Annotated in this window: 20 protein-coding genes; 16 read left to right on the forward strand and 4 right to left on the reverse strand. The window is 45.0% G+C overall.

The genetic code is table 11. The annotated features are described in order from the left end of the window. Positions 1-31: 31 nt before the first annotated feature. Together R7P80_RS20460 and R7P80_RS20465 are read right to left on the reverse strand one after the other, a co-directional pair. Entirely contained in the window at positions 32-775 is a 744-nt protein-coding gene (locus R7P80_RS20460; protein ID WP_406707486.1) for a copper homeostasis protein CutC, read from the reverse strand. A 283-nt stretch (positions 776-1,058) separates the two neighbouring features. Next, entirely contained in the window at positions 1,059-1,670 is a 612-nt protein-coding gene (locus R7P80_RS20465) for a peroxiredoxin C (RefSeq protein WP_005381738.1), read from the reverse strand. 199 nt (positions 1,671-1,869) lie between these two features. On the opposite strand from R7P80_RS20465, the gene R7P80_RS20470 reads away from it, so the two are divergent. The 3 genes from R7P80_RS20470 to aceA all read left to right on the forward strand — a co-directional run bounded on the left by R7P80_RS20470 (position 1,870) and on the right by aceA (position 6,443). Beyond that, positions 1,870-2,775 (forward strand): hydrogen peroxide-inducible genes activator, encoded by a 906-nt coding sequence (locus R7P80_RS20470; RefSeq protein ID WP_005383681.1) that lies wholly within the window; start codon positions 1,870-1,872, stop codon positions 2,773-2,775. Between the two features lie 605 nt (positions 2,776-3,380). After that, positions 3,381-5,009 (forward strand): malate synthase A, encoded by a 1,629-nt coding sequence (aceB, locus tag R7P80_RS20475; protein WP_225491881.1) that lies wholly within the window; start codon positions 3,381-3,383, stop codon positions 5,007-5,009. Positions 5,010-5,129: 120 nt separating this feature from the next. Next, complete coding sequence (gene aceA, locus R7P80_RS20480) at positions 5,130-6,443, forward strand: isocitrate lyase (protein WP_005381733.1); 1,314 nt, start codon at positions 5,130-5,132, stop codon at positions 6,441-6,443. A gap of 123 nt (positions 6,444-6,566) precedes the next feature. Here the strand turns inward: aceA and R7P80_RS20485 are convergent, their stop codons facing one another. Continuing rightward, positions 6,567-7,016: a CBS domain-containing protein gene (locus tag R7P80_RS20485; RefSeq protein ID WP_017820562.1), complete on the reverse strand. Its 450-nt coding sequence runs from the start codon at positions 7,014-7,016 to the stop codon at positions 6,567-6,569. Positions 7,017-7,328: 312 nt separating this feature from the next. Here R7P80_RS20485 and R7P80_RS20490 point away from each other — a divergent pair, with 312 nt between their 5' ends. The 6 genes from R7P80_RS20490 (at position 7,329) to secF (ending at position 14,447) form a co-directional block, all read left to right on the forward strand. After that, positions 7,329-8,495: a trypsin-like serine protease gene (locus R7P80_RS20490; protein WP_225491882.1), complete on the forward strand. Its 1,167-nt coding sequence runs from the start codon at positions 7,329-7,331 to the stop codon at positions 8,493-8,495. A gap of 268 nt (positions 8,496-8,763) precedes the next feature. Beyond that, entirely contained in the window at positions 8,764-9,816 is a 1,053-nt protein-coding gene (queA, locus tag R7P80_RS20495) for a tRNA preQ1(34) S-adenosylmethionine ribosyltransferase-isomerase QueA (RefSeq protein ID WP_154204823.1), read from the forward strand. A gap of 147 nt (positions 9,817-9,963) precedes the next feature. After that, positions 9,964-11,100, forward strand: coding sequence for a tRNA guanosine(34) transglycosylase Tgt (gene tgt, locus R7P80_RS20500; protein WP_005381727.1), 1,137 nt, complete (start codon positions 9,964-9,966; stop codon positions 11,098-11,100). Between the two features lie 177 nt (positions 11,101-11,277). After that, positions 11,278-11,607 carry a preprotein translocase subunit YajC gene (yajC, locus tag R7P80_RS20505; protein WP_005381725.1) on the forward strand — a complete coding sequence of 110 codons (330 nt, stop codon included), beginning with the start codon at positions 11,278-11,280 and terminating at the stop codon, positions 11,605-11,607. 21 nt (positions 11,608-11,628) lie between these two features. After that, a complete protein-coding gene (gene secD, locus R7P80_RS20510) occupies positions 11,629-13,485 on the forward strand; it encodes a protein translocase subunit SecD (protein ID WP_225491883.1) in 1,857 nt (618 codons plus the stop codon). Positions 13,486-13,499: 14 nt separating this feature from the next. Beyond that, positions 13,500-14,447, forward strand: a complete 948-nt coding sequence (gene secF, locus R7P80_RS20515; protein WP_005383689.1) for a protein translocase subunit SecF — start codon at positions 13,500-13,502, stop codon at positions 14,445-14,447. A 209-nt stretch (positions 14,448-14,656) separates the two neighbouring features. Here the strand turns inward: secF and suhB are convergent, their stop codons facing one another. Next, positions 14,657-15,460: an inositol-1-monophosphatase gene (suhB, locus tag R7P80_RS20520; protein WP_005381722.1), complete on the reverse strand. Its 804-nt coding sequence runs from the start codon at positions 15,458-15,460 to the stop codon at positions 14,657-14,659. Between the two features lie 231 nt (positions 15,461-15,691). On the opposite strand from suhB, the gene trmJ reads away from it, so the two are divergent. From trmJ to hscA, 7 genes are all read left to right on the forward strand, one after another. Then, positions 15,692-16,411: a tRNA (cytosine(32)/uridine(32)-2'-O)-methyltransferase TrmJ gene (trmJ, locus tag R7P80_RS20525; RefSeq protein WP_005383693.1), complete on the forward strand. Its 720-nt coding sequence runs from the start codon at positions 15,692-15,694 to the stop codon at positions 16,409-16,411. 125 nt (positions 16,412-16,536) lie between these two features. Beyond that, complete coding sequence (gene iscR / locus R7P80_RS20530; protein ID WP_005381720.1) at positions 16,537-17,043, forward strand: Fe-S cluster assembly transcriptional regulator IscR; 507 nt, start codon at positions 16,537-16,539, stop codon at positions 17,041-17,043. 28 nt (positions 17,044-17,071) lie between these two features. After that, entirely contained in the window at positions 17,072-18,286 is a 1,215-nt protein-coding gene (locus tag R7P80_RS20535; RefSeq protein ID WP_005381719.1) for an IscS subfamily cysteine desulfurase, read from the forward strand. Between the two features lie 38 nt (positions 18,287-18,324). Further along, positions 18,325-18,708, forward strand: a complete 384-nt coding sequence (iscU, locus tag R7P80_RS20540; protein ID WP_005381718.1) for a Fe-S cluster assembly scaffold IscU — start codon at positions 18,325-18,327, stop codon at positions 18,706-18,708. 70 nt (positions 18,709-18,778) lie between these two features. Next, the gene (iscA, locus tag R7P80_RS20545) at positions 18,779-19,102 is read left to right on the forward strand and encodes an iron-sulfur cluster assembly protein IscA (protein WP_005381717.1); all 324 of its coding nucleotides are present in this window, start codon (positions 18,779-18,781) and stop codon (positions 19,100-19,102) included. 55 nt (positions 19,103-19,157) lie between these two features. After that, a complete protein-coding gene (gene hscB / locus R7P80_RS20550) occupies positions 19,158-19,673 on the forward strand; it encodes a co-chaperone HscB (protein WP_005381716.1) in 516 nt (171 codons plus the stop codon). Between the two features lie 21 nt (positions 19,674-19,694). Next, complete coding sequence (gene hscA / locus R7P80_RS20555) at positions 19,695-21,548, forward strand: Fe-S protein assembly chaperone HscA (protein WP_005383703.1); 1,854 nt, start codon at positions 19,695-19,697, stop codon at positions 21,546-21,548. Positions 21,549-21,561: the final 13 nt, after the last annotated feature.

Genomic DNA, 21,561 nt, shown 5'->3' on the forward strand with positions numbered 1-21,561 from the left:
TCAAAAGCTATGCGCGTGAGGTTACGGTGGTCTATTTGAGAGCTGCTACGACATCGGTAATGGCTTGTGTACTTGTGATGGGGATTAAAAAATCATCGACATCGGATGCGCCCATTTTGCTTTGTTCAGCAACAAAGGTCATTTGGCTAGGGCGTGTGGTTTTGCCTGACAGATGGATTTCAGGAACTTGAGTGTCTTCTACTAGCTCACGTACGTTACTCGCATTAACGCCAGCACCCGCCATGATTGCTATGCGTCCTTGGGCTTGCTTAACCAAAGCTCTAAGCACATCGATCCCTTGTGGTGCTGAAGGCGCAAGACCGGAGGTTAAAATACGTTCACAACCTAAGCTGATCACTTCTTCCAAAGCTTTTTCAGCGTCACGACACTGGTCAAAGGCACGATGGAAGGTCACGCCTAAGCCAAGCGCTTGAGCAAATTCACACAGCGTAGCCGCGTAAGGCATATGAATATCACCGTCTTGAGTGAGCACGCCGAACACGGCACCGCTCAAGCCTGATTGGTGAACCGCTTCAATATCCCAACGCATCATTTCGATCTCTTCTGCATTGTAGAAGAAGTCACCTTGGCGTGGGCGGATCATGGCATAAACTGGAACACTAGAAAGCTTAGCCGCTTGCTGCATAAAGCCATAACTGGGTGTTAGTCCGCCTAAAGCCAAAGAGGAGCAAAGTTCAATCCGAGTGGCGCCGCCAGCAATGGCGTAGTGCAGAGATTCAATATTATCAATACAGACTTCTAGGTGAGTAACCACGTTCATTCATCCTGCTAACGTTACAAATAAGTGTTGTGGCTAAGATATTAACAGGGCCAGTAAGCAGAATCTGTATGGAGGGGATGATAAATAGAGGTAAAGTTTACGCTAAAGCGTTACCTCATTTTGGCGGTTTATCTGAAGGAAAAAGAAAGCCCAGAGCAGAGGCTCTGGGCTTTGATAGGACTTTACTTAGACTGATTGGCGTTTGCGGTTTTCCGCATTAGCTTATTGCTTTATATACATCCAACCATCACACCCGTTGAGCTAGGGTGAAGGTCTATTATTTTTTGCCTAGGTCAGCTGCGTGCTCAGATAGGAACGCTGCAACACCTTTTGGAGATGCGTCCATACCTGCTTTACCTTCTTCCCATTGTGCAGGACATACTTCGCCGTGCTTCTGGTGGAAGTTAAGAGCGTCAACCATGCGTAGCATTTCGTCGATGTTACGGCCTAGTGGTAGGTCGTTAACTACTTGGTGACGTACAACGCCTTCTTCGTCGATTAGGAAAGAACCACGGAAAGCAACGCCTGCTTCTGGGTGCTCAACGTCGTAAGCTTTACAGATTTCGTGCTTAACGTCAGCAACTAGTGGGTACTTAACTTGACCGATACCGCCATCTTCGATAGCAGTGTTACGCCATGCGTTGTGAGAGAACTGAGAATCGATAGAAACACCGATTACTTCAACACCTTTAGCTTGGAAGTCAGCTAGACGGTTGTCGAATGCGATTAGCTCAGATGGGCAAACGAAAGTGAAATCTAGTGGGTAGAAGAATACTACTGCTTTCTTACCTTTAGTGAACTCTGCAAAGTTGAAGTTTTCAACGATTTCACCGTTACCTAGAACAGCTGCTGCAGTAAAATCAGGGGCTTGACGACCTACTAGTACCATTTTTTTGCTCCTAAAAAGTATGGTTAGCTCCAAACCGAATTCAGTTGTGTCGGTTTGGTTCGTGTTTGTACGAGACAAACTATAGTACAGATTGTAGTATTGAAAAAAGCGAAATAAATAGATTGAGTTAATCGAAAAAAACGATAATAACAAAACTCTTAACTCGATCACTGGAACGGCGGTAGATACAAATACAATTATGAATAAATGGCCCAGTTTGAAGCAGTTACACTATTTAGTCACACTGCATGAAACAAGACATTTTAGTGACGCTGCAGAGCGTTGTTTTGTCAGTCAGTCGACTTTAAGTAAGGGTATTCAAAACTTAGAGGAGTTGATTGGCTGTCCATTATATGAAAAGAAAGACAAGAAAAGTCCACTGGTTTTTACCCAAACAGGAGAAATGGTAGTAAAGCAGGGGCGAGAGCTGTTAGCAAAAGGGCAAGATTTGGTCGAGCTTGGACGTATGTGCCAAGGCGACGATATGCAAGGCCAGCTAAAAGTAGGATGCATACCAACAATTGCTCCGTTTTTACTGTGTGATTTGGTACAAGAGGTGAACTACCGTTTTCCACAACTGAATCTTTTATTAAGAGAAGACACGACGACAAACTTACTTCAAGCGCTCAGACATGGTGAGCTGGATGTGCTTATTTTAGCGTTACCAGTCGAAATTGATGGGATGGAAAGCCGAGTAGTGGGTAAGGATCCGTTTCGAATGGTTATAAGCGCTAATCAAGCCCAATCGGTCCCTGTGCCGATTCGTTACGCGGATTTACCTGACGAATCCGTCTTTCTACTAGAGAAAGAACATTGCTTAACGGAACATGCGGTATCAGCGTGTAAATTAACAGACAAAGAAAAAATCAATCCGTTTACGGCAACCAGCCTCCATACACTGGTGCAAATGGTTGCGAATGGTTTGGGAACAACGTTCATTCCTCAAATGGCTATCGACCATGGCTTGCTGCATAACCAGAATTTAGTCGTGATCGATCCTCCTGGTAAACAAGCTTATCGCGAAATCGGCTTAGTTTGGCGTCCGAGCTCGTCAAGAACGAAAACATTTAATCAACTTGCAGAAGTCGTTTCAGAGCTGCTTTAGCTATTAGTATTAGCCCTTACTTCTCCATTATTTATCTAAAAGCGCACTGGAAACAGTGCGCTTTCTAGTATTTTATTCTGCTGGTAAACTTTGACTTGTAAAATTTTACAGCTCTTCTTTGATGAAGCTTTCATAAAATAGTGAAATTTCACAATGTTAATTTTACACAAAGCCCTGCATACCTTGTTTGACTCCTGTTTAAATCCATCTCTTCAGCCCTTGTGAATACAAGGTGTTTGTTTACCTGTCAATATTCATACGCTTGTTTGAAATTATAAAGCGACTTTAAATTTAATGTAATTTTATTACGTAATAACTTACAAAATAAGGCGCTTGATAGATGGTTTTTACCTTGCGGAATAAAACTTTGAATTTTCTGTTTTGTTTATATTAGGGGTTTCACTAAACCCTTTGTTGATATAGCTTATTTAAAGGCGATACGACTTATGTCTAGATTGAAAATACACGTAGCATTACGCAATCTATCGACATGGCTAGACGAGTTGAACACAAAGTTAAAGGATGTAATTTGTTGTTCATAACTTACAAATGTAGCTTTACGCTGACTACCCAAGATTGATAAAGCACGTTAAGGATGAATGATTATGCTTGCTCAGACAGAACAAAAAACACAACAACTAAAGCAAACCCAAGGCATGCTTGAGGTGAATGGAGTCGTTGCTCCAGAACATCAAGCAATTTTCCCTGTTGAAGCCCAAACCTTTTTATCTCTACTGTGTGAAAAATTTGCCGGACGTGTTGAAGAGTTGCTGGAAGCAAGAGAAGAGAAGCAAGCACGTATTGATGCTGGTGAGCTACCAGATTTTCTACCAGAGACACAAGACATCCGTGAAGGAAGTTGGAAGATCCTAGGAATCCCACAAGATCTGCAAGATCGCCGTGTGGAGATTACCGGACCAACTGACCGCAAGATGGTGATTAACGCACTGAATGCGAATGTAAAAGTGTTCATGGCAGACTTCGAAGATTCAATGTCTCCTGCATGGAGTAAAGTGCTGGATGGTCAAATTAACTTGCGCGATGCTGTTAATGGCACCATCAGTTACACCAATCCTGGCAATGGCAAACATTATCAGCTGGAAGATGACCCAGCGGTGTTGATCTGCCGTGTTCGCGGCCTTCATTTAAAAGAAAAACACGTTACGTGGCACGGTCAGATCATTCCAGGTGCACTATTCGATTTCGCTCTGTATTTCTATAACAACTACAAAGCGTTACTTCAAAAAGGCAGCGGCCCTTATTTCTACCTTCCAAAACTGCAATCGCATCACGAAGCGAAGTGGTGGAGCGAAGTGTTCCATTTCACGGAAGACTATTTCGGTTTGGATACAGGCACCATCAAAGCGACGGTGCTGATTGAAACCTTACCAGCGGTATTCGAAATGGACGAGATTCTGTTCTCGCTTAAAGAACACATCGTTGGTTTGAACTGTGGTCGCTGGGATTACATCTTTAGCTACATCAAAACATTGAAAAAACACTCAGACCGAGTACTGCCAGATCGCCAAGTGGTAACGATGGACAAGCCATTCTTAAACGCTTACTCGCGATTATTGGTACGTACTTGCCATAAACGAGGTGCTTTCGCGATGGGAGGAATGGCCGCATTTATCCCAGCTAAAGACCCGAAAGAGAATCAAAAAGTATTAGACAAGATCCAGACTGACAAATCGTTAGAAGCTAACAACGGCCACGACGGTACTTGGGTGGCTCATCCAGGTTTGGCTGACACTGCTATGGAAGTCTTTAGTGCTGTGCTGGGTGAACGCACCAACCAGTTGGATGTGAGCCGTGCAGAGGATGCGCCTATTACAGCAGCTGAACTGCTTGAGCCTTGTGAAGGCGAGCGCACTGAAGGCGGAATGCGCCACAATATTCGCGTTGCGCTGCAATACATCGAAGCTTGGATTTCTGGCAATGGTTGTGTGCCGATTTACGGACTGATGGAAGACGCAGCAACGGCAGAAATCTCACGCGCCTCTATCTGGCAATGGATTCAACACGGCAAGTCGCTAGACAACGGATTAAAGGTCACTAAAGAGCTGTTCGAGCTCTATCTCAAAGAGGAGATTGAAGTCGTGAAGCAAGAAATTGGCGAACAGCGCTACCATGCGGGTCGATTTGAAGAAGCAGCAGACTTAATGGCAAGGCTCACGACGAGCGATGAACTGACCAACTTTTTGACAGTTCCTGGTTATGACTACCTGGATTAATAAAGAATAACTGTAACACCAATAACGTGAAGGATTTTCAAGGCAGATAGGGAAGTACTGCCTGAGAACGGAAACTCAACGCACACGCATAAAGTGCAAATTATAAAGAGGGATAGACCAATGACTAACTTAACTCGCCGCCAACAAATTGAAGCTCTGGAAAAAGACTGGGCAACTAATCCACGCTGGAAAAATGTGAAGCGTACTTACACTGCCGAGGAAGTGGTGGAACTACGTGGCTCTATGGTGCCTGCAAACACAATTGCACAACGTGGTGCAGACAAACTTTGGTCACTGGTCAACGGTAGTGCGAAAAAAGGTTACGTAAACTGTCTTGGTGCGCTAACGGGTGGTCAAGCGGTTCAACAAGCTAAAGCAGGTATTGAAGCGATTTACTTGTCAGGCTGGCAGGTAGCGGCGGATAACAACACCGCTTCGACGATGTATCCAGACCAATCTCTTTACCCAGTAGATTCTGTACCGTCAGTAGTAAAACGCATCAACAACTCATTCCGTCGTGCAGACCAAATTCAGTGGGCTGCTGGTAAGACGCCTGAAGATGAAGGTGGTATTGATTACTTCCTACCTATCGTAGCGGATGCTGAAGCGGGCTTTGGTGGTGTGCTTAACGCTTACGAACTAATGAAATCGATGATCGAAGCCGGTGCCGCGGGCGTTCACTTTGAAGACCAGTTAGCATCGGTGAAAAAGTGTGGCCATATGGGTGGTAAGGTATTAGTTCCTACGCAAGAAGCGGTACAAAAGCTCGTTGCAGCTCGTTTGGCTGCTGACGTAGCGGGTACAACAACATTAGTTATTGCTCGTACTGATGCGAATGCGGCGGATCTCATTACTTCAGATTGCGACCCATATGATAAAGACTTCATCGAAGGTGAGCGTACTCAAGAAGGTTTCTACCGCGTTCGCGCGGGTATCGACCAAGCTATCTCTCGCGGCCTGGCTTACGCACCATATGCAGACTTGATTTGGTGTGAAACGGCTACGCCATGTTTGGAAGAAGCACGTAAGTTTGCAGAAGCAATTCACGCTGAATACCCAGATCAATTGTTGGCGTACAACTGCTCGCCTTCATTCAACTGGGAGAAAAACCTAGATGCAGAAACCATTGCTAAGTTCCAACAAGAGCTTGCAGACATGGGCTACAAGTACCAATTCATCACGCTAGCAGGCATTCACAACATGTGGTTCAACATGTTTGAACTGGCGCACGCTTACGCTCAAGGTGAAGGTATGCGTCATTATGTTGAGAAAGTTCAGCGTCCTGAATTCCAAGCAGCTGAAAAAGGCTATACGTTTGTTGCGCACCAACAAGAAGTAGGTACAGGTTACTTCGATAGAATGACCAATACTATCCAAGGTGGTAACTCTTCAGTGACAGCATTGACAGGTTCGACCGAAGAAGACCAATTCTAATTGGCAGAGAAACACTTCCTTAATCAGCGTCAGTAATGGCATTTTGAGCGGCAACCCTGCCGCTCTTTTTTCGTTTAACCGGTGTAAAAACGAAACTTACAACAAAGAGAATACGCTTGCGTACTACTCTTCCTGCTCGATTTCTTCAGGTTCCACTTCTTCTTGCAGTTCCAATAAGTTAATCGCAATGGTCACAAAGTCACTGTCAGTAATGATGCCGACCAATCGACCTTTGGTGACAACAGGTAGACAGCCAACTTTATGCTTTTGCATATAGATAGCGCTCTCTTTGAGCCCCGCGATAGGCTCTGCCGTCATGATATTGGTGTGCATCATTTCGTAGAGCGGTGTGTCTAAAGTAAAAGATTGTTCAGCCTCATCTGGGTGCAAGCTCGATTCTTGAGCAGCAAGAATGTCGCGTTGAGTCACCAAGCCTTGTAAGTGGTTATTGGCATCAACAACCGGAATGTGTCGAATATCAAGCGCATCCATCATGCTTTTTGCATCACGCAAGGTGTGCGTGCGCAGTAAGGTATGAGGATTACGAGTCATCATGTCTTCAACCTTGATCATAGAGACCTCCAGCGGCATTGTCCTTCTCTTAAATATAGAGAATATTTTTCTGTATATCTGGGAGCTAACTCGTTTTTCATCAATTAAATAGCACAATGCTGATGGGCTGCGTAATCTGTGTTTTATTGGTGTTTTTATTAATTTGAATAAGTCGGTTTGTGTGCGAGTCAGTTGGCATTTTTAGTTGATATTGAATGTGTTCCCAAGGTAATCCAATGAATTGAATCGCACATTTTTATTCGCTGGATTTTCCAAGATTCTTCTCTCGAAGAAGATACGTCCAGGCTTACCAAATTGAAGAAAGCAACCTAGATGAAACGAACAACGTGTAACAAACTGATTGCGCTGGCAGTGGCGGCATTCAGTGTGCCATCAACACAGGCGATTGTGTTAGGAGATGAACAAACCGATCCTGTTGACCGCGTTACTTTGCGAGCAAGTAATATGGCAGAGTTTCCGCTGTGTGGTGGAACGATGCTGACAGAGCAATGGGTACTGACTGCTGCGCACTGTGTGGTGATGGGACAAGGGACCAATGAAGCAACCTACTATGTGACCCCGCCGGGTGAGCTGTCGGTGAATGCGAATGTGTATGAACTTAATTCTGCAGGGCTTGATAACTTCTATCCGGTGTCTCACGTTGTGGTTCATCCGGATTACACCCGGATTTCAAAAGCTGAGACCGACAGTAATGGCAACGTGAAACCTATCCAAACCGGTTTAGATTCAGACATCGCGTTGCTGTATCTCACGCGCCCAGTGGCAAACGCGAGCTTTGCTGACCTAGCGAGTAAAGTTGACATGGAGAGTATCGAAGCACGTTTGGTGGCGGACTGGAACGATAATTACCTGACCAATCAACGTGTCGAAAATGTGCAAGTGTTTGGATGGGGGTCTACTCTGCCGGATGCTTCTGAACCTTCTAATACGCTCAAAACCACCATTAGCACATTTTTGCCCATCGACAAATGTTATGAGCGTTTAGAAATTGGCAGCAGTTTTCCGGGGATCATTGATTCAAGAGACAACCAAACCAAAATTTGTACGCTACCAACACAAAACCATGTATTGGAGCCGGATAGCCATACCCAATATGGCAACTCTGCATGTAAAGGTGACAGTGGTGGCCCGTTGGTCGATGTGGCGACCGGCAAACAAATTGGTATTGTTAGTGGCGGCCCTCTTATTCTACCAACGTGTGGCTCTTTGACGATCCCAAGTTTCTATACCAAGGTGAGCCACTATTACGACTGGGTACAGTCTTACATCACTGCCGATGCGCCACCAAGTCGTTACATCATTGCGCCGAATTTTATCAAAAGTGCTAACAATGAAAGTGGTGACAATAAAGAGTGTCACGATGGCATTGCGACCAATAACTGTGATTTCAAAGGCTCAGATGATGAAGGTGGCAGTCTAGGGTTTTGGTTATTGGGTTTATTCGTGCCGTTATTCTTGTGGCGAAAGCGTGAGGTTTGATAGGGCGATTGGAATGCCAAACTAATAAGCAGCGGTATACGCTGCTTTGCTTTTTTCATGTTCTCTCTTTGGGGCTCAAATTAAAAATAGTGCCAAGTAATCGAGGCTTTTCACGTTTTATTACACTCTTCACCATGGCTTTTACTGCTATATTCTGGTGATTTGCTTGCTATTGCAGCATGTAAACATATACTAGTCTGCTGCGAAAAACTCGTCGCAATTTTATCGTCGCCTAGACGTGATTTGACCAATAGATAAGACAAGTAACATGCAAGTATCAGATTTCCATTTCGACCTTCCAGATGAACTCATCGCTCGCTACCCTCAACCAGAGCGTACCGCTAGCCGACTGCTGCAAATGGACGGCAATACCGGAGAGCTCATTGATGGCACATTTACTGATGTATTGGGCCAAGTTCAACCCGGTGACTTAGTGGTGTTTAATAATACTCGTGTTATTCCTGCTCGTCTTTTTGGCCGCAAGGAATCGGGCGGTAAATTAGAAGTGCTGGTGGAGCGTATGTTGGATGAGAAAAGCATCCTCGCGCACGTTCGTTGCTCTAAATCACCAAAACCAGGTACAACCATTATTGTTGGCGAGAATGATGAATATTCAGCAGAAATGGTTGCACGCCATGATGCTTTATTTGAACTGAAATTTAGTTCTGATAAGACGGTACTAGAAATTCTGGAAGAAATCGGCCATATGCCGCTTCCTCCTTACATCGACCGTCCAGACGAAGATGCAGATAAAGAGCGTTACCAAACGGTATATAATCAAAAGCCAGGTGCGGTTGCGGCACCGACAGCGGGCCTTCACTTTGATGATGTTCTCTTGGAGAAAATCAAAGCGAAAGGTGCAGAGTTTGCTTACGTTACTTTGCACGTTGGGGCGGGTACATTCCAGCCAGTAAAAGTGGAAAATATCAACGATCACCACATGCATGCCGAGTACGTAGAAGTACCACAAGAAGTCGTCGAAGCAATTAAAGCGGCGAAAGCGCGTGGCGGACGAATTATTGCTGTTGGTACAACATCTGTGCGTTCACTTGAAAGTGCAGCGCAAGACGCATTGCAAAAAGGGACTGAGCTGGCCCCATTCTTTGGCGATACAGAAATCTTTATTTTCCCTGGTTACGAATATCAGTTGGTGGATTGCTTGATCACAAACTTCCACTTGCCTGAATCAACACTGATCATGTTGGTGAGTGCATTTGCTGGATACGAGAACACCATGAATGCTTACAAACATGCGGTGGAAAACAAATACCGTTTCTTCTCGTATGGCGATTCAATGTTCATCAAGAAGAAAACGGCGTAGTTAAAAATAGATTTACGAGTGCTAGCAGTAAGCTAGGAAATAAAGCATCCATTGCTTTGTCTCTCGCAAGGAAAAGCGACCGCTCCTTAAAGTAGGGTAGAGCCCTAAACACTCAGTCAGACTGTTTCTCTGACACCCGGAGGCATCGTGAAATTAAAATTCGATCTTAAGAAGAAAAACGGCAATGCACGTCGTGGTCAACTGACTTTCGAACGCGGCACTGTTCAAACTCCTGCGTTCATGCCAGTAGGTACTTACGGTACCGTTAAAGGTATGACACCAGAAGAAGTAAAAGGTACTGGTGCAGAAATTCTGCTAGGTAATACGTTCCACCTGTGGCTACGTCCTGGTCAAGAAGTGATGAAAATGCACGGTGACCTGCACGATTTTATGAACTGGCACGGTCCTATCCTTACTGATTCAGGCGGCTTCCAAGTATTCAGCCTTGGTAAGATGCGTACGATCACTGAAGAAGGTGTACATTTTCGTAACCCAGTAAACGGTGACAAGATTTTCATGGACGCAGAAAAGTCGATGGAAATTCAAAAAGACCTGGGCTCTGATATTGTTATGATTTTTGACGAGTGCACGCCATACCCAGCGACACATGATGAAGCGAAGAAATCGATGGAAATGTCATTACGCTGGGCACAGCGTTCACGTGACCACTTCGAGAAGCTAGAAAACCCGAACAACCTATTTGGTATTGTTCAAGGTGGTGTTTACGAAGATTTACGTGATGTGTCGGTAAAAGGTCTAACGGAAATCGGTTTTGACGGTTATGCGGTTGGTGGTTTGGCAGTAGGTGAGCCTAAAGAAGACATGCACCGTATTCTTGAGCATACTTGTCCTCAACTTCCTGAAGACAAACCTCGCTACTTGATGGGCGTTGGTAAGCCAGAAGATTTGGTTGAAGGTGTTCGTCGTGGTATCGACATGTTTGACTGTGTAATGCCAACGCGTAACGCACGTAATGGTCACTTATTTGTGACTGGTGGTGTGATCAAGATCCGTAATGCGAAACATAAAACGGATACAACACCATTGGATCCGCATTGTGACTGTTACACTTGTCAAAACTACAGCAAGTCGTACCTTCACCATTTAGAGCGTTGTAATGAAATCTTAGGCGCTCGCTTGAATACAATCCATAACCTGCGTTACTACCAGCGTCTGATGGAAAGCATTCGTAAAGCAATTGATGAAGATCGCTTCGATGAATTTGTTACTGAGTTCTATGAGCGTCGTGGCCGTGAAGTGCCACCACTAGCAAAAGAGCAGTAATTGAAAAACTAAAAGAATTAAAGCCTTTGGTATGTCGCCAGAGGCTTTTGCTAATAAAGTAGGCTAACGCACGTTATTTTTGAGAGAGCGATCTCTATTAGTTACTCTCAGACTTGAATCTAAAATGCGAAAGCCCAATTTGTTTGATTATCAATAAAATATAATGAGGATGTTTTAATGTTTATTTCTCAGGCTCACGCAGCAGCAGAAGGCGCGCCAGCAGGCGGTGGTTTTGAAATGCTAATCATGCTTGGCATGTTCGCCGTGATCTTTTACTTCATGATTTACCGCCCACAAGCGAAACGCGTAAAAGAACACAAAAACCTAATGGCTTCTATGGGCAAAGGCGACGAAGTTTTAACTAGCGGTGGCCTAGTGGGTAAAATCACTAAGATTGCTGAAGACAATGACTACATTTCAATTGAGCTTAACGCGAACAATGAAGTAGTAATCAAGAAAGACTTCATCACTGCAGTGCTACCAAAAGGTACGCTTAAGTCTCTATAAAACAGCTAAAGGATCCTCGCTGTGCTAAACCGTTATCCATTATGGAAGTACTTGATGGTGCTTTTTGTCATCATCACCGCTGCGTTATACGCACTTCCAAATATCTACGGTGAAGATCCGGCTATTCAAGTTACAGGGGCGCGTGGCGCCTCTGTAGATATGTCAACGCTGGATGCTGTCACTACTGCTCTTAACAAAGAGCAACTTTCTCATAAATCCATTGCTCTCGAAGATGGATCAATTCTTGTTCGTTTTAACGACACTGACACACAAATCAGTGCTCGTGATGTCATCAGCGAAGCGCTAGGCAAAGACACAATTGTTGCACTTAACCTTGCACCTTCTACACCCGATTGGCTAGAAGCGATTGGCGCGTCACCATTGAAGTTAGGTCTTGACCTTCGCGGTGGTGTTCACTTCTTAATGGAAGTGGATATGGATGCAGCGATGGAAAAGCTTGTTGGTCAACAAGAAGAAGCTTTCCGTAGCGAACTTCGTGACGCCAAGATTCGTTACCGTGCAATCCGCCCTTCTGGAAAAGAAGCGGTAGAAGTGTTGTTGCGTAACGAAGAGCAATTAGCAGAAGCGAAAGCAACGCTAGAAAAGAATCACCCGGACATGATTTTTGTCGATTCTGATTCAAATGGCCGTTACGCTCTTACTGCAACCTTTACTGAGCAACGTTTACAAGAGATCCGTAACTATGCTGTTGAGCAAAACATTACGATTTTACGTAATCGTGTCAACGAACTAGGTGTTGCGGAACCATTGGTTCAACGTCAAGGTGCTAGTCGCATTGTGGTTGAACTGCCTGGTGTTCAAGACACTGCTCGTGCAAAAGAAATTCTCGGAGCTACGGCAACGCTTGAATTCCGTGAAGTTGATGATAAAGCTGACCTATCGGCAGCGGCAAATGGTCGTGCGCCAGCAGGTAGTGAAATCAAGATGGACCGTGATGGTCGCCCAGTTGTGCTTAAGAAGCGCGTTATTCTTGGCGGTCAAAGCATCACAGATGCAAGCTCAAGTGTTGATGAATATGGTCGTCCACAAGTTAACATCTCGCTAGACAGCGAAGGTGGTAATAAGATGTCTGCGTTCTCTAAGAAGAACATTGGTAAGCTAATGGCTACCGTGTTTGCAGAATACAAAGACAGTGGCCGTCGTACGCCTGAAGGCAAAGTTATTCTGGATAAGCATGAAGAAGTCATCAACCAAGCAACGATTCAATCGGCTCTTGGTCGTAACTTCCGTATTACAGGTATCGACTCTGCTGCAGAAGCACACAACCTAGCACTTCTACTACGTGCTGGTGCACTGATTGCACCTATCTCTATCGTTGAAGAACGTACCATTGGTCCATCAATGGGCCAGCAAAACATCGATATGGGTATCCAAGCATGTATCTGGGGTATGGTTGCCGTAATGCTATTTACGCTGCTTTACTACCGCGGCTTTGGTTTGATTGCAAACATCGCTCTAATGGCAAACTTGGTGCTTATCATTGGTGTTATGTCGATGATTCCAGGCGCTACCATGACGCTTCCGGGGATAGCCGGTATCGTGTTAACAGTCGGTATGGCGGTTGATGCGAACGTACTGATCTTCGAGCGTATCCGTGAAGAAATTCGTGATGGACGTAGTCCACAACAAGCGATTCACCAAGGTTACGCGAATGCATTCAGCACGATTGCTGATGCGAACATCACAACACTAATTACTGCAATCATTCTATTTGCGGTCGGTACAGGTGCGGTGAAAGGTTTCGCAGTTACTCTATCTATCGGTATCTTAACTTCAATGTTCACCGCCATTATTGGTACACGTTGTATCGTGAACCTGATCTACGGTGGCAAACGCGTTGATAAATTGTCGATCTAAGGCTGGGAATTAATATGTTTCAAATTCTAAAAGCAGAGAAGACGATCGGCTTTATGCGTTGGTCGAAAGTAGCATTCGTTTTTTCAATTATAATGATTGCTGCTTCTATCTTCACTTTGTCAACCAAGTGGCTTAATTGGGGTCTAGATTTCACTGGCGGTACGCTTATCGAGGTAGGTTTTGAACAGCCAGCAAACCTTGAAGAGATTCGTGCAGCACTAGATTCAAAAGGCTTTGGCGATGCGACAGTACAAAACTTCGGTAGTGCTCGTGAAGTCATGGTCCGTCTTCGTCCACGTGATGACGTTTCTGGTGAAACGCTAGGTAACCAAATCATTGGTGCTATCAAAGATGGTACTGGCGAAAGCGTAGAAATGCGTCGTATTGAGTTCGTAGGTCCCAACGTTGGTGATGAGCTAACAGAAGCTGGTGGTCTAGCGATCTTGGTATCGCTGATCTGTATCCTGCTTTATGTATCGATGCGATTTGAATGGCGTCTAGCGGCTGGTGCGGTAATGGCATTGGCTCACGATATAATTATCACGCTAGGTGTCTTCTCGTTTCTACAAATTGAAGTTGACCTGACCATCGTAGCTGCGCTACTGACAGTTGTGGGCTACTCACTCAACGATACCATCGTTGTATTTGACCGGATTCGTGAAAACTTCCGTAAGATGCGTAAGGGTGAACCTTCAGACATTATGGACGCCTCAATCACTCAAACGTTGAGCCGTACATTGATTACATCTGGTACGACGTTATTCGTGGTAATTGCACTGTTCATGCAGGGTGGTGCTATGATTCACGGCTTTGCAACCGCACTTTTACTCGGTATCACTGTAGGTACTTACTCTTCTATCTACGTAGCATCAGCACTGGCTCTAAAACTGGGTATCCAGAAAGAGCACTTGATGCCACCTCAAGTAGAAAAAGAAGGTGCAGAGTTCGACGAAATGCCATAAGGCAGATTGAGAACCGAAAACAAAAACCGCTGAACAATCAGCGGTTTTTTTGTATCTGAATAGAGTCGTGAGCTTGCCGAACCTCATTGTATGGAGAGCCTTACATTGCAGCTAAGTAGATACGGTTCGGTAGATACAAAAAAGCCCCGCTCATTGAGCGGGGCTTTCTAAAGTCATCAGCGTGACGGGCTAAATATGACTTTCAAATCTTACTTAAGGATCGCGCTGTTACCGTTTTCGCGGATGTGCTTAAGGATAGATTTTACGCCACGAGCGCTTGAAGCAACGATGTTACCAGACTTCATGTAGTCAGTGCCGCCAGCAAAGTCTGTTAGGATTGCGCCAGCTTCACGAGCAATAAGCTCACCTGCTGCCATATCCCAAGGTTTTAGGCCTAGTTCGAAGTAACCATCAACACGGCCTGCAGCCACGTAACAAAGGTCTAGAGCAGCAGAGCCGCTACGACGGAAATCAGCACACTCAGTGAATAGCGCACCAACGATCTTGATGTAAGACTCAGCGTGTTGTTTCTGCTTGAATGGGAAGCCTGTTGCTAGAACAGTACCTTGAAGGTCTTTTAGTTGAGCAACACGAATACGTGCACTGTTTAGTTGAGCGCCGGCACCGCGTTGTGCAGTGAATAGCTCGTTTTGCATTGGATCGTAAACACAAGCAACTTCAGTTTTGCCCTTAATACGAACAGCGATAGAAACCGCGAAAGTTGGGTAACCTTTTACAAAGTTAGTGGTGCCATCCAGTGGGTCGATGATCCATTGTACGTCTTTATCTTTACCTTCGATAAGACCTTGTTCTTCAGCAACGATACAGTGCTCAGGGTAAGACTGCTTGATAGTATCGATGATGATGTATTCTGCTTCTTTGTCTACGTTAGTGACAAAGTCATTAGTGCCTTTAAGAGTAGATTCTACTTTATCAGTGTTTTCTAATGATTTAGCAATATGATTGCCTGCCTTTCGCGCAGCGCGAATAGCAATGTTTAGCATTGGATGCATACGAATTTCCCAACGGATGTTAAAGAACAAATGAAAGCGGCGGCGAGTATACCAGAGATAATTAAAAAGGGAAGTGGTTATTTTTTGTTCTAAATGCAGCTGGTTGAGTGTACAGAGCATACTGCGGACGAGAACAATAACCAAGAATGAGAAGAGAGGTCTGCTTGCCTCTAGGGTGTCTTAAAAAACTATGATAACATTCTGCGGTTTTAATTTAGGTAGCAAACACAGATGTTGGATCAAGTAAAAATTGTACTCGTAGGTACCTCTCATTCAGGGAATATTGGCTCAGCAGCTCGAGCAATGAAAGTGATGGGTTTAAACCAACTAGTATTAGTCGATCCACAATGTGAAGTGGATGAACAAACTCTTGCTTTAGCTGCGGGTGCTGGTGATATTGCTCAAAATGCAAAGATTGTCGGCACATTAGAAGAAGCGGTTGAAGATTGTGGCCTTGTTGTGGGTTCTAGCGCCCGCTCTCGTACATTAGAATGGCCAATGCTAGAGCCACGTGAATGCGGTGAGAAATTTGCAGTTGAAGGCCGAAAGCATCCGGTTGCGCTCGTGTTTGGCCGAGAAAGAACTGGTTTGACAAACGAAGAGCTACAAAAGTGCCACTACCATGTTTGTATTCCCGCTAATCCTGAGTACAGCTCGCTTAACCTAGCGATGGCTGTACAAACTCTCAGTTACGAAGTGCGAGTTGCACACTTGAACTTAGAGCAAAGCCAGTTTTCCCCAAATGAATCGGAAGAATACCCGCGTCATCGAGAACTCGAAATGTTCTTCGAGCATCTTGAAAAGGTGATGGTTGAGACCCAGTTTATTAACAAAGAGCAACCTGGACAGGTGATGAATAAGTTGCGCCGTTTGTTCTCTCGTGCTCGACCAGAAACCCAAGAACTTAATATTCTACGAGGCGTTTTGACTTCGATAGAAAAGAAGTTCTGAGTGAATGATAACCACTTTAGGTGTAAGGATGAATACCTGAGTAAAATGGTCAAATAAATACTTGACCAAATTACTCAGGTATGGAAAAATCTTAACCATTACAAACCATGTGGATACGGTGTGGTATGAAACTTACATCTAAAGGAAGATATGCGGTGACAGCCATGCTGGATGTGGCACTGCATTCGCAACAAAACCCTGTACCTCTGGCTGATATTTCAGAGCGTCAAGGGATCTCGCTCTCTTACTTAGAGCAGCTATTTTCAAAATTGCGTAAAGCAGGTCTCGTTGCCAGCGTTCGTGGTCCTGGTGGTGGTTACCGACTTGGTGCCGACGCTCACAGTATCGCTATTGGTACCGTGATTGCTGCCGTTGATGAGTCAGTAGATGCAACCAAATGCCAAGGTAAAGGAGATTGCCAAGGTGGAACACGTTGCCTTACTCACACGCTGTGGCGTGACCTAAGCTCTCGCATTAGTGACTTTTTGAATAACATCACTCTTGGTGAGTTGATGACAGACAATGAAGTCCTCGAAATTTCTGATCGTCAGGACATTGATCTGGCGGTAACCCATGGGCTATCAAACAAAAATACAACCGCCGCGCCCATCGGTGTAAACGTCCGCTCTTAGCGGTCAGCTTTTTACATTGGAGTAGAGAATGAAACTGCCGATTTATCTTGATTATTCCGCTACATGTCCAGTTGATCCACGTGTTGCTGAAAAAATGGTTCAGTACATGACAATGGATGGCACATTTGGCAACCCAGCGTCGCGTTCGCACCGTTACGGCTGGCAGGCAGAAGAAGCGGTCGATACTGCTCGTGAGCAAATTGCTGACCTTCTAAATGCAGATCCTCGCGAAATCGTATTTACATCTGGTGCGACAGAATCAGACAACCTTGCTATTAAAGGTGCAGCGCACTTTTACTCGAAGAAAGGCAAGCACGTAATCACTTGTAAAACAGAGCACAAAGCCGTTCTTGACCCATGTCGTCAACTTGAGCGTGAAGGCTTTGAAGTGACTTACCTTGAGCCAGAATCAAATGGCTTGATCGATCTAGAGAAGCTTAGAGCAGCCATGCGTGATGACACCGTGCTTGTGTCTATTATGCATGTAAACAACGAGATTGGTGTGGTTCAAGACATTACAGCGATCGGCGAACTGTGCCGTGAGCGTAAAATTGTTTTCCACGTGGACGCTGCGCAATCTGCTGGTAAATTACCAATCGACGTTCAAGAGATGAAAGTTGATCTAATTTCACTTTCTGCTCACAAAGTTTACGGTCCTAAAGGTATCGGTGCACTTTATGTACGTCGTAAGCCTCGTATTCGTCTTGAAGCGCAAATGCACGGTGGCGGTCATGAGCGTGGTTTCCGCTCTGGTACACTACCTACTCACCAAATCGTAGGTATGGGTGAAGCATTCCGCATTGCAAAAGAAGACATGCAAAAAGATTACGATCATGCTTTAGCGCTTCGTAACCGTCTTTTTGATGGCGTGAAAGACTTAGAAGCAGTGACGGTAAACGGTGACTTTGAGCAGCGTGTACCACACAACCTAAACATCAGTTTCGCATTCGTAGAAGGTGAATCACTACTAATGTCGCTTAAAGATCTAGCGGTATCTTCTGGTAGTGCTTGTACGTCTGCAAGCCTTGAGCCTTCTTACGTTCTTCGTGCCCTAGGCATGGATGACGAATTGGCTCACAGCTCGGTTCGTTTCTCGTTTGGTCGTTTCACGACTGAAGAAGAAATTGATTACGCAATTGAACAAATCCGCGTTGCAGTGACTAAGCTACGCGACATGTCTCCTCTATGGGATATGTACAAAGAAGGGATTGATTTGAGCACTGTTGAATGGGCTCACCATTAATCTCAGGGATTGAAATAGAGGATTCGAGGTAATTTATCATGGCATACAGCGAAAAAGTAATTGATCACTACGAGAACCCACGTAACGTTGGTTCATTCGATAAAGAAGATCCATCAGTAGGTAGCGGCATGGTTGGCGCTCCTGCGTGTGGTGACGTAATGAAGCTTCAAATCAAAGTGACACCTGAAGGTATCATCGAAGATGCGAAGTTCAAAACATACGGTTGTGGTAGTGCAATCGCATCAAGCTCACTAGTAACTGAGTGGGTAAAAGGTAAGTCAGTTGATGAAGCGGCAGCAATTAAAAACTCTGAGATTGCTGAAGAGCTAGAGCTTCCACCAGTGAAAGTTCACTGTTCTATTCTTGCTGAAGATGCAATCAAAGCAGCGGTTGCTGACTACAAGAAAAAACACCAAGAATAATTATTCCGTAATATAATGGGAGCTTTGACGCTCCCATTCCAATCGAAATTTAGACAGACTAAGGTGCAGTATGGCCATCACAATGACAGAATCAGCGGCAAGTCGCGTAAGAGCATTCCTAGATAACCGAGGCAAAGGTATCGGTTTACGTCTTGGAGTGAAGACGACTGGTTGTTCCGGCATGGCATACGTACTTGAGTTTGTTGATGAGCTCAATGAAGAAGACGAAGTATTTGAACTCTCTGGAGTGAAAATTATCATCGATCAAAAGAGCTTAGTGTACCTAGATGGTACTGAATTGGATTACGTGAAAGAAGGGTTGAATGAAGGTTTTGAATTCAACAACCCTAACGCGAAAAGTGAATGTGGTTGTGGTGAAAGCTTCAACGTCTAATTGATTGTCCTTCTGGGCAAACGAGTCCGGAAGGCTTTACTAGGACCCGAACTTAATGAATCACTTTGAATTATTTGGGCTACCAAGTCAGTTTAAGCTGGATGGTAGCCTTCTTTCTTCTCAGTTCCGAGAACTACAAAAACGCTTCCACCCGGATAACTTTGCAACGGGCTCAGAACGTGACCGTTTGATGGCGGTGCAAAAGGCGGCGCAAATCAACGATGCCTATCAAGTTCTGAAAAATCCTATTTCTCGCGCCGAGTATATCCTCGCAGAGCAAGGTGTTGAGATCCGAGGTGAACAGCAAACAATGCAAGATCCGATGTTCTTAATGGAGCAAATGGAACTGCGCGAAGAACTGGAAGAGATTGCTGACAAGTCCGATCCTGAATCGGCGCTTTTTGACTTCGACTCTAAGGTCAGCAAAATGTACAAACAGCATCTGGCAAGCGTCGAGCAAGAGCTTGATGATGGTCTATGGACTGAAGCCGCAGACCGAGTTCGTAAGCTAAAATTCATTGCCAAACTAAAGAACGAAATTGAGCTAGTCGAAGACAAACTCCTCGGCTAGTAAGCGTGACAAGGACCTATCATGGCACTACTTCAAATCGCAGAACCGGGCCAAAGCTCGGCACCTCATGAGCATAAGTTAGCAGCGGGTATCGACTTAGGTACTACCAACTCTTTGGTTGCTTCTGTACGTAGCGGCGATGCAACTCCACTTGCGGACGAGCAGGGCCGTACTATTTTACCTTCAGTCGTTAATTACGCTGAGGAAACGTTAACGGTCGGCCACGAAGCCAAAGCCAAAGCAGAGTTTGAACCAGAGAACACGATTATCTCTGTAAAACGTTTGATCGGTCGTTCATTAAAGGACATTAAGTCCCGTTACTCTTCACTTCCTTATCGTTTTAAAGAGAGTGAAAATGGCCTGCCAATTCTGCAAACACCTCAAGGTGACAAAAACCCGATTGAAGTATCTGCGGACATCCTAAAAGTATTGGGTAAGCGAGCTGAAGATACGTTAGGTGGTGAGTTAGCTGGTGTCGTTATTACCGTTCCTGCTTACTTTGATGACGCGCAACGTGCAGGTACAAAAGATGCGGCGAAATTAGCTGGTCTTCATGTTCTCCGTCTACTTAATGAACCAACCGCTGCGGCAATTGCTTATGGCCTAGACTCTGGTCAAGAAGGTGTGATTGCGGTTTACGATCTAGGTGGCGGTACTTTTGATATCTCTATCCTACGTTTATCGAAAGGCGTATTTGAAGTATTAGCAACAGGTGGCGACTCTGCATTAGGCGGTGACGACTTCGACCATCTATTTGCCGATTATTTAATGGAGCAAGCGGGTCTAGAAGCTCCGCTTTCTGCAGAAAAGAACCGTACACTGTTGAACATTGCTACTGAAGCTAAGATTGCTTTCTCTGAGCAAGACAGTGTTGACGTTGACGTTTTTGGTTGGAAAGGCACCGTGACTCGCGAGCAGTTCGAAGATCTGATTCGTCCGCTAGTGAAGAAAACCCTGATGTCTTGCCGCCGTGCGCTGAAAGATGCGGATGTAGATGCGGAAGATGTACTTGAAGTAGTCATGGTCGGTGGCTCAACACGCACATTGCTTGTACGAGAAATGGTTGGCGAATTCTTTGGCCGTACACCACTGACAAGCATTAACCCAGATGAAGTCGTCGCAATCGGTGCGGGTATTCAAGCTGATATTCTCGCGGGTAACAAACCTGACTCTGAAATGTTGCTTCTTGATGTGATTCCACTGTCGCTCGGTATTGAAACCATGGGTGGTTTGGTCGAGAAGATCATCCCCCGCAACACTACGATTCCCGTTGCGCGTGCGCAAGAATTTACCACATTCAAAGATGGCCAAACGGCGATGAGTGTTCATGTGGTACAAGGTGAACGTGAAATGGTTGATGACTGTCGTTCACTTGCTCGCTTCTCGTTAAAAGGTATTCCTCCGATGGCAGCGGGTGCGGCACATATTCGCGTGACTTACCAAGTTGACGCTGATGGCCTTCTTTCTGTTACGGCAATGGAGAAGAGCACTGGTGTTCAATCAGAGATTCAAGTAAAACCTTCTTACGGCTTAAGTGACAATGAAGTGGCGGATATGTTGCGTGATTCAATGACGCACGCAAAAGAAGACATGCAAGCTCGTGCCTTAGCTGAACAGCGTGTTGAAGCCGACCGAGTGATAGAAGGTTTGATTGCAGCGATGCAAGCTGATGGTGATGACTTACTATCAGAACAAGAGAAACAAAACTTGATTAAAGCCATCGAAGCCTTGATTGAGCTGCGTAATGGTGATGATGCAGATGCGATAGAGCAGGGCATTAAAGATACCGATAAAGCGAGCCAAGATTTCGCATCACGCCGTATGGATAAATCGATTCGAGCTGCGTTGTCAGGTCAATCAGTAGACGATATATAAGAGATAAGTAGTT

Source organism: Vibrio sp. 2092, assembly GCF_033339635.1.
GTDB lineage: Bacteria > Pseudomonadota > Gammaproteobacteria > Enterobacterales > Vibrionaceae > Vibrio > Vibrio alginolyticus.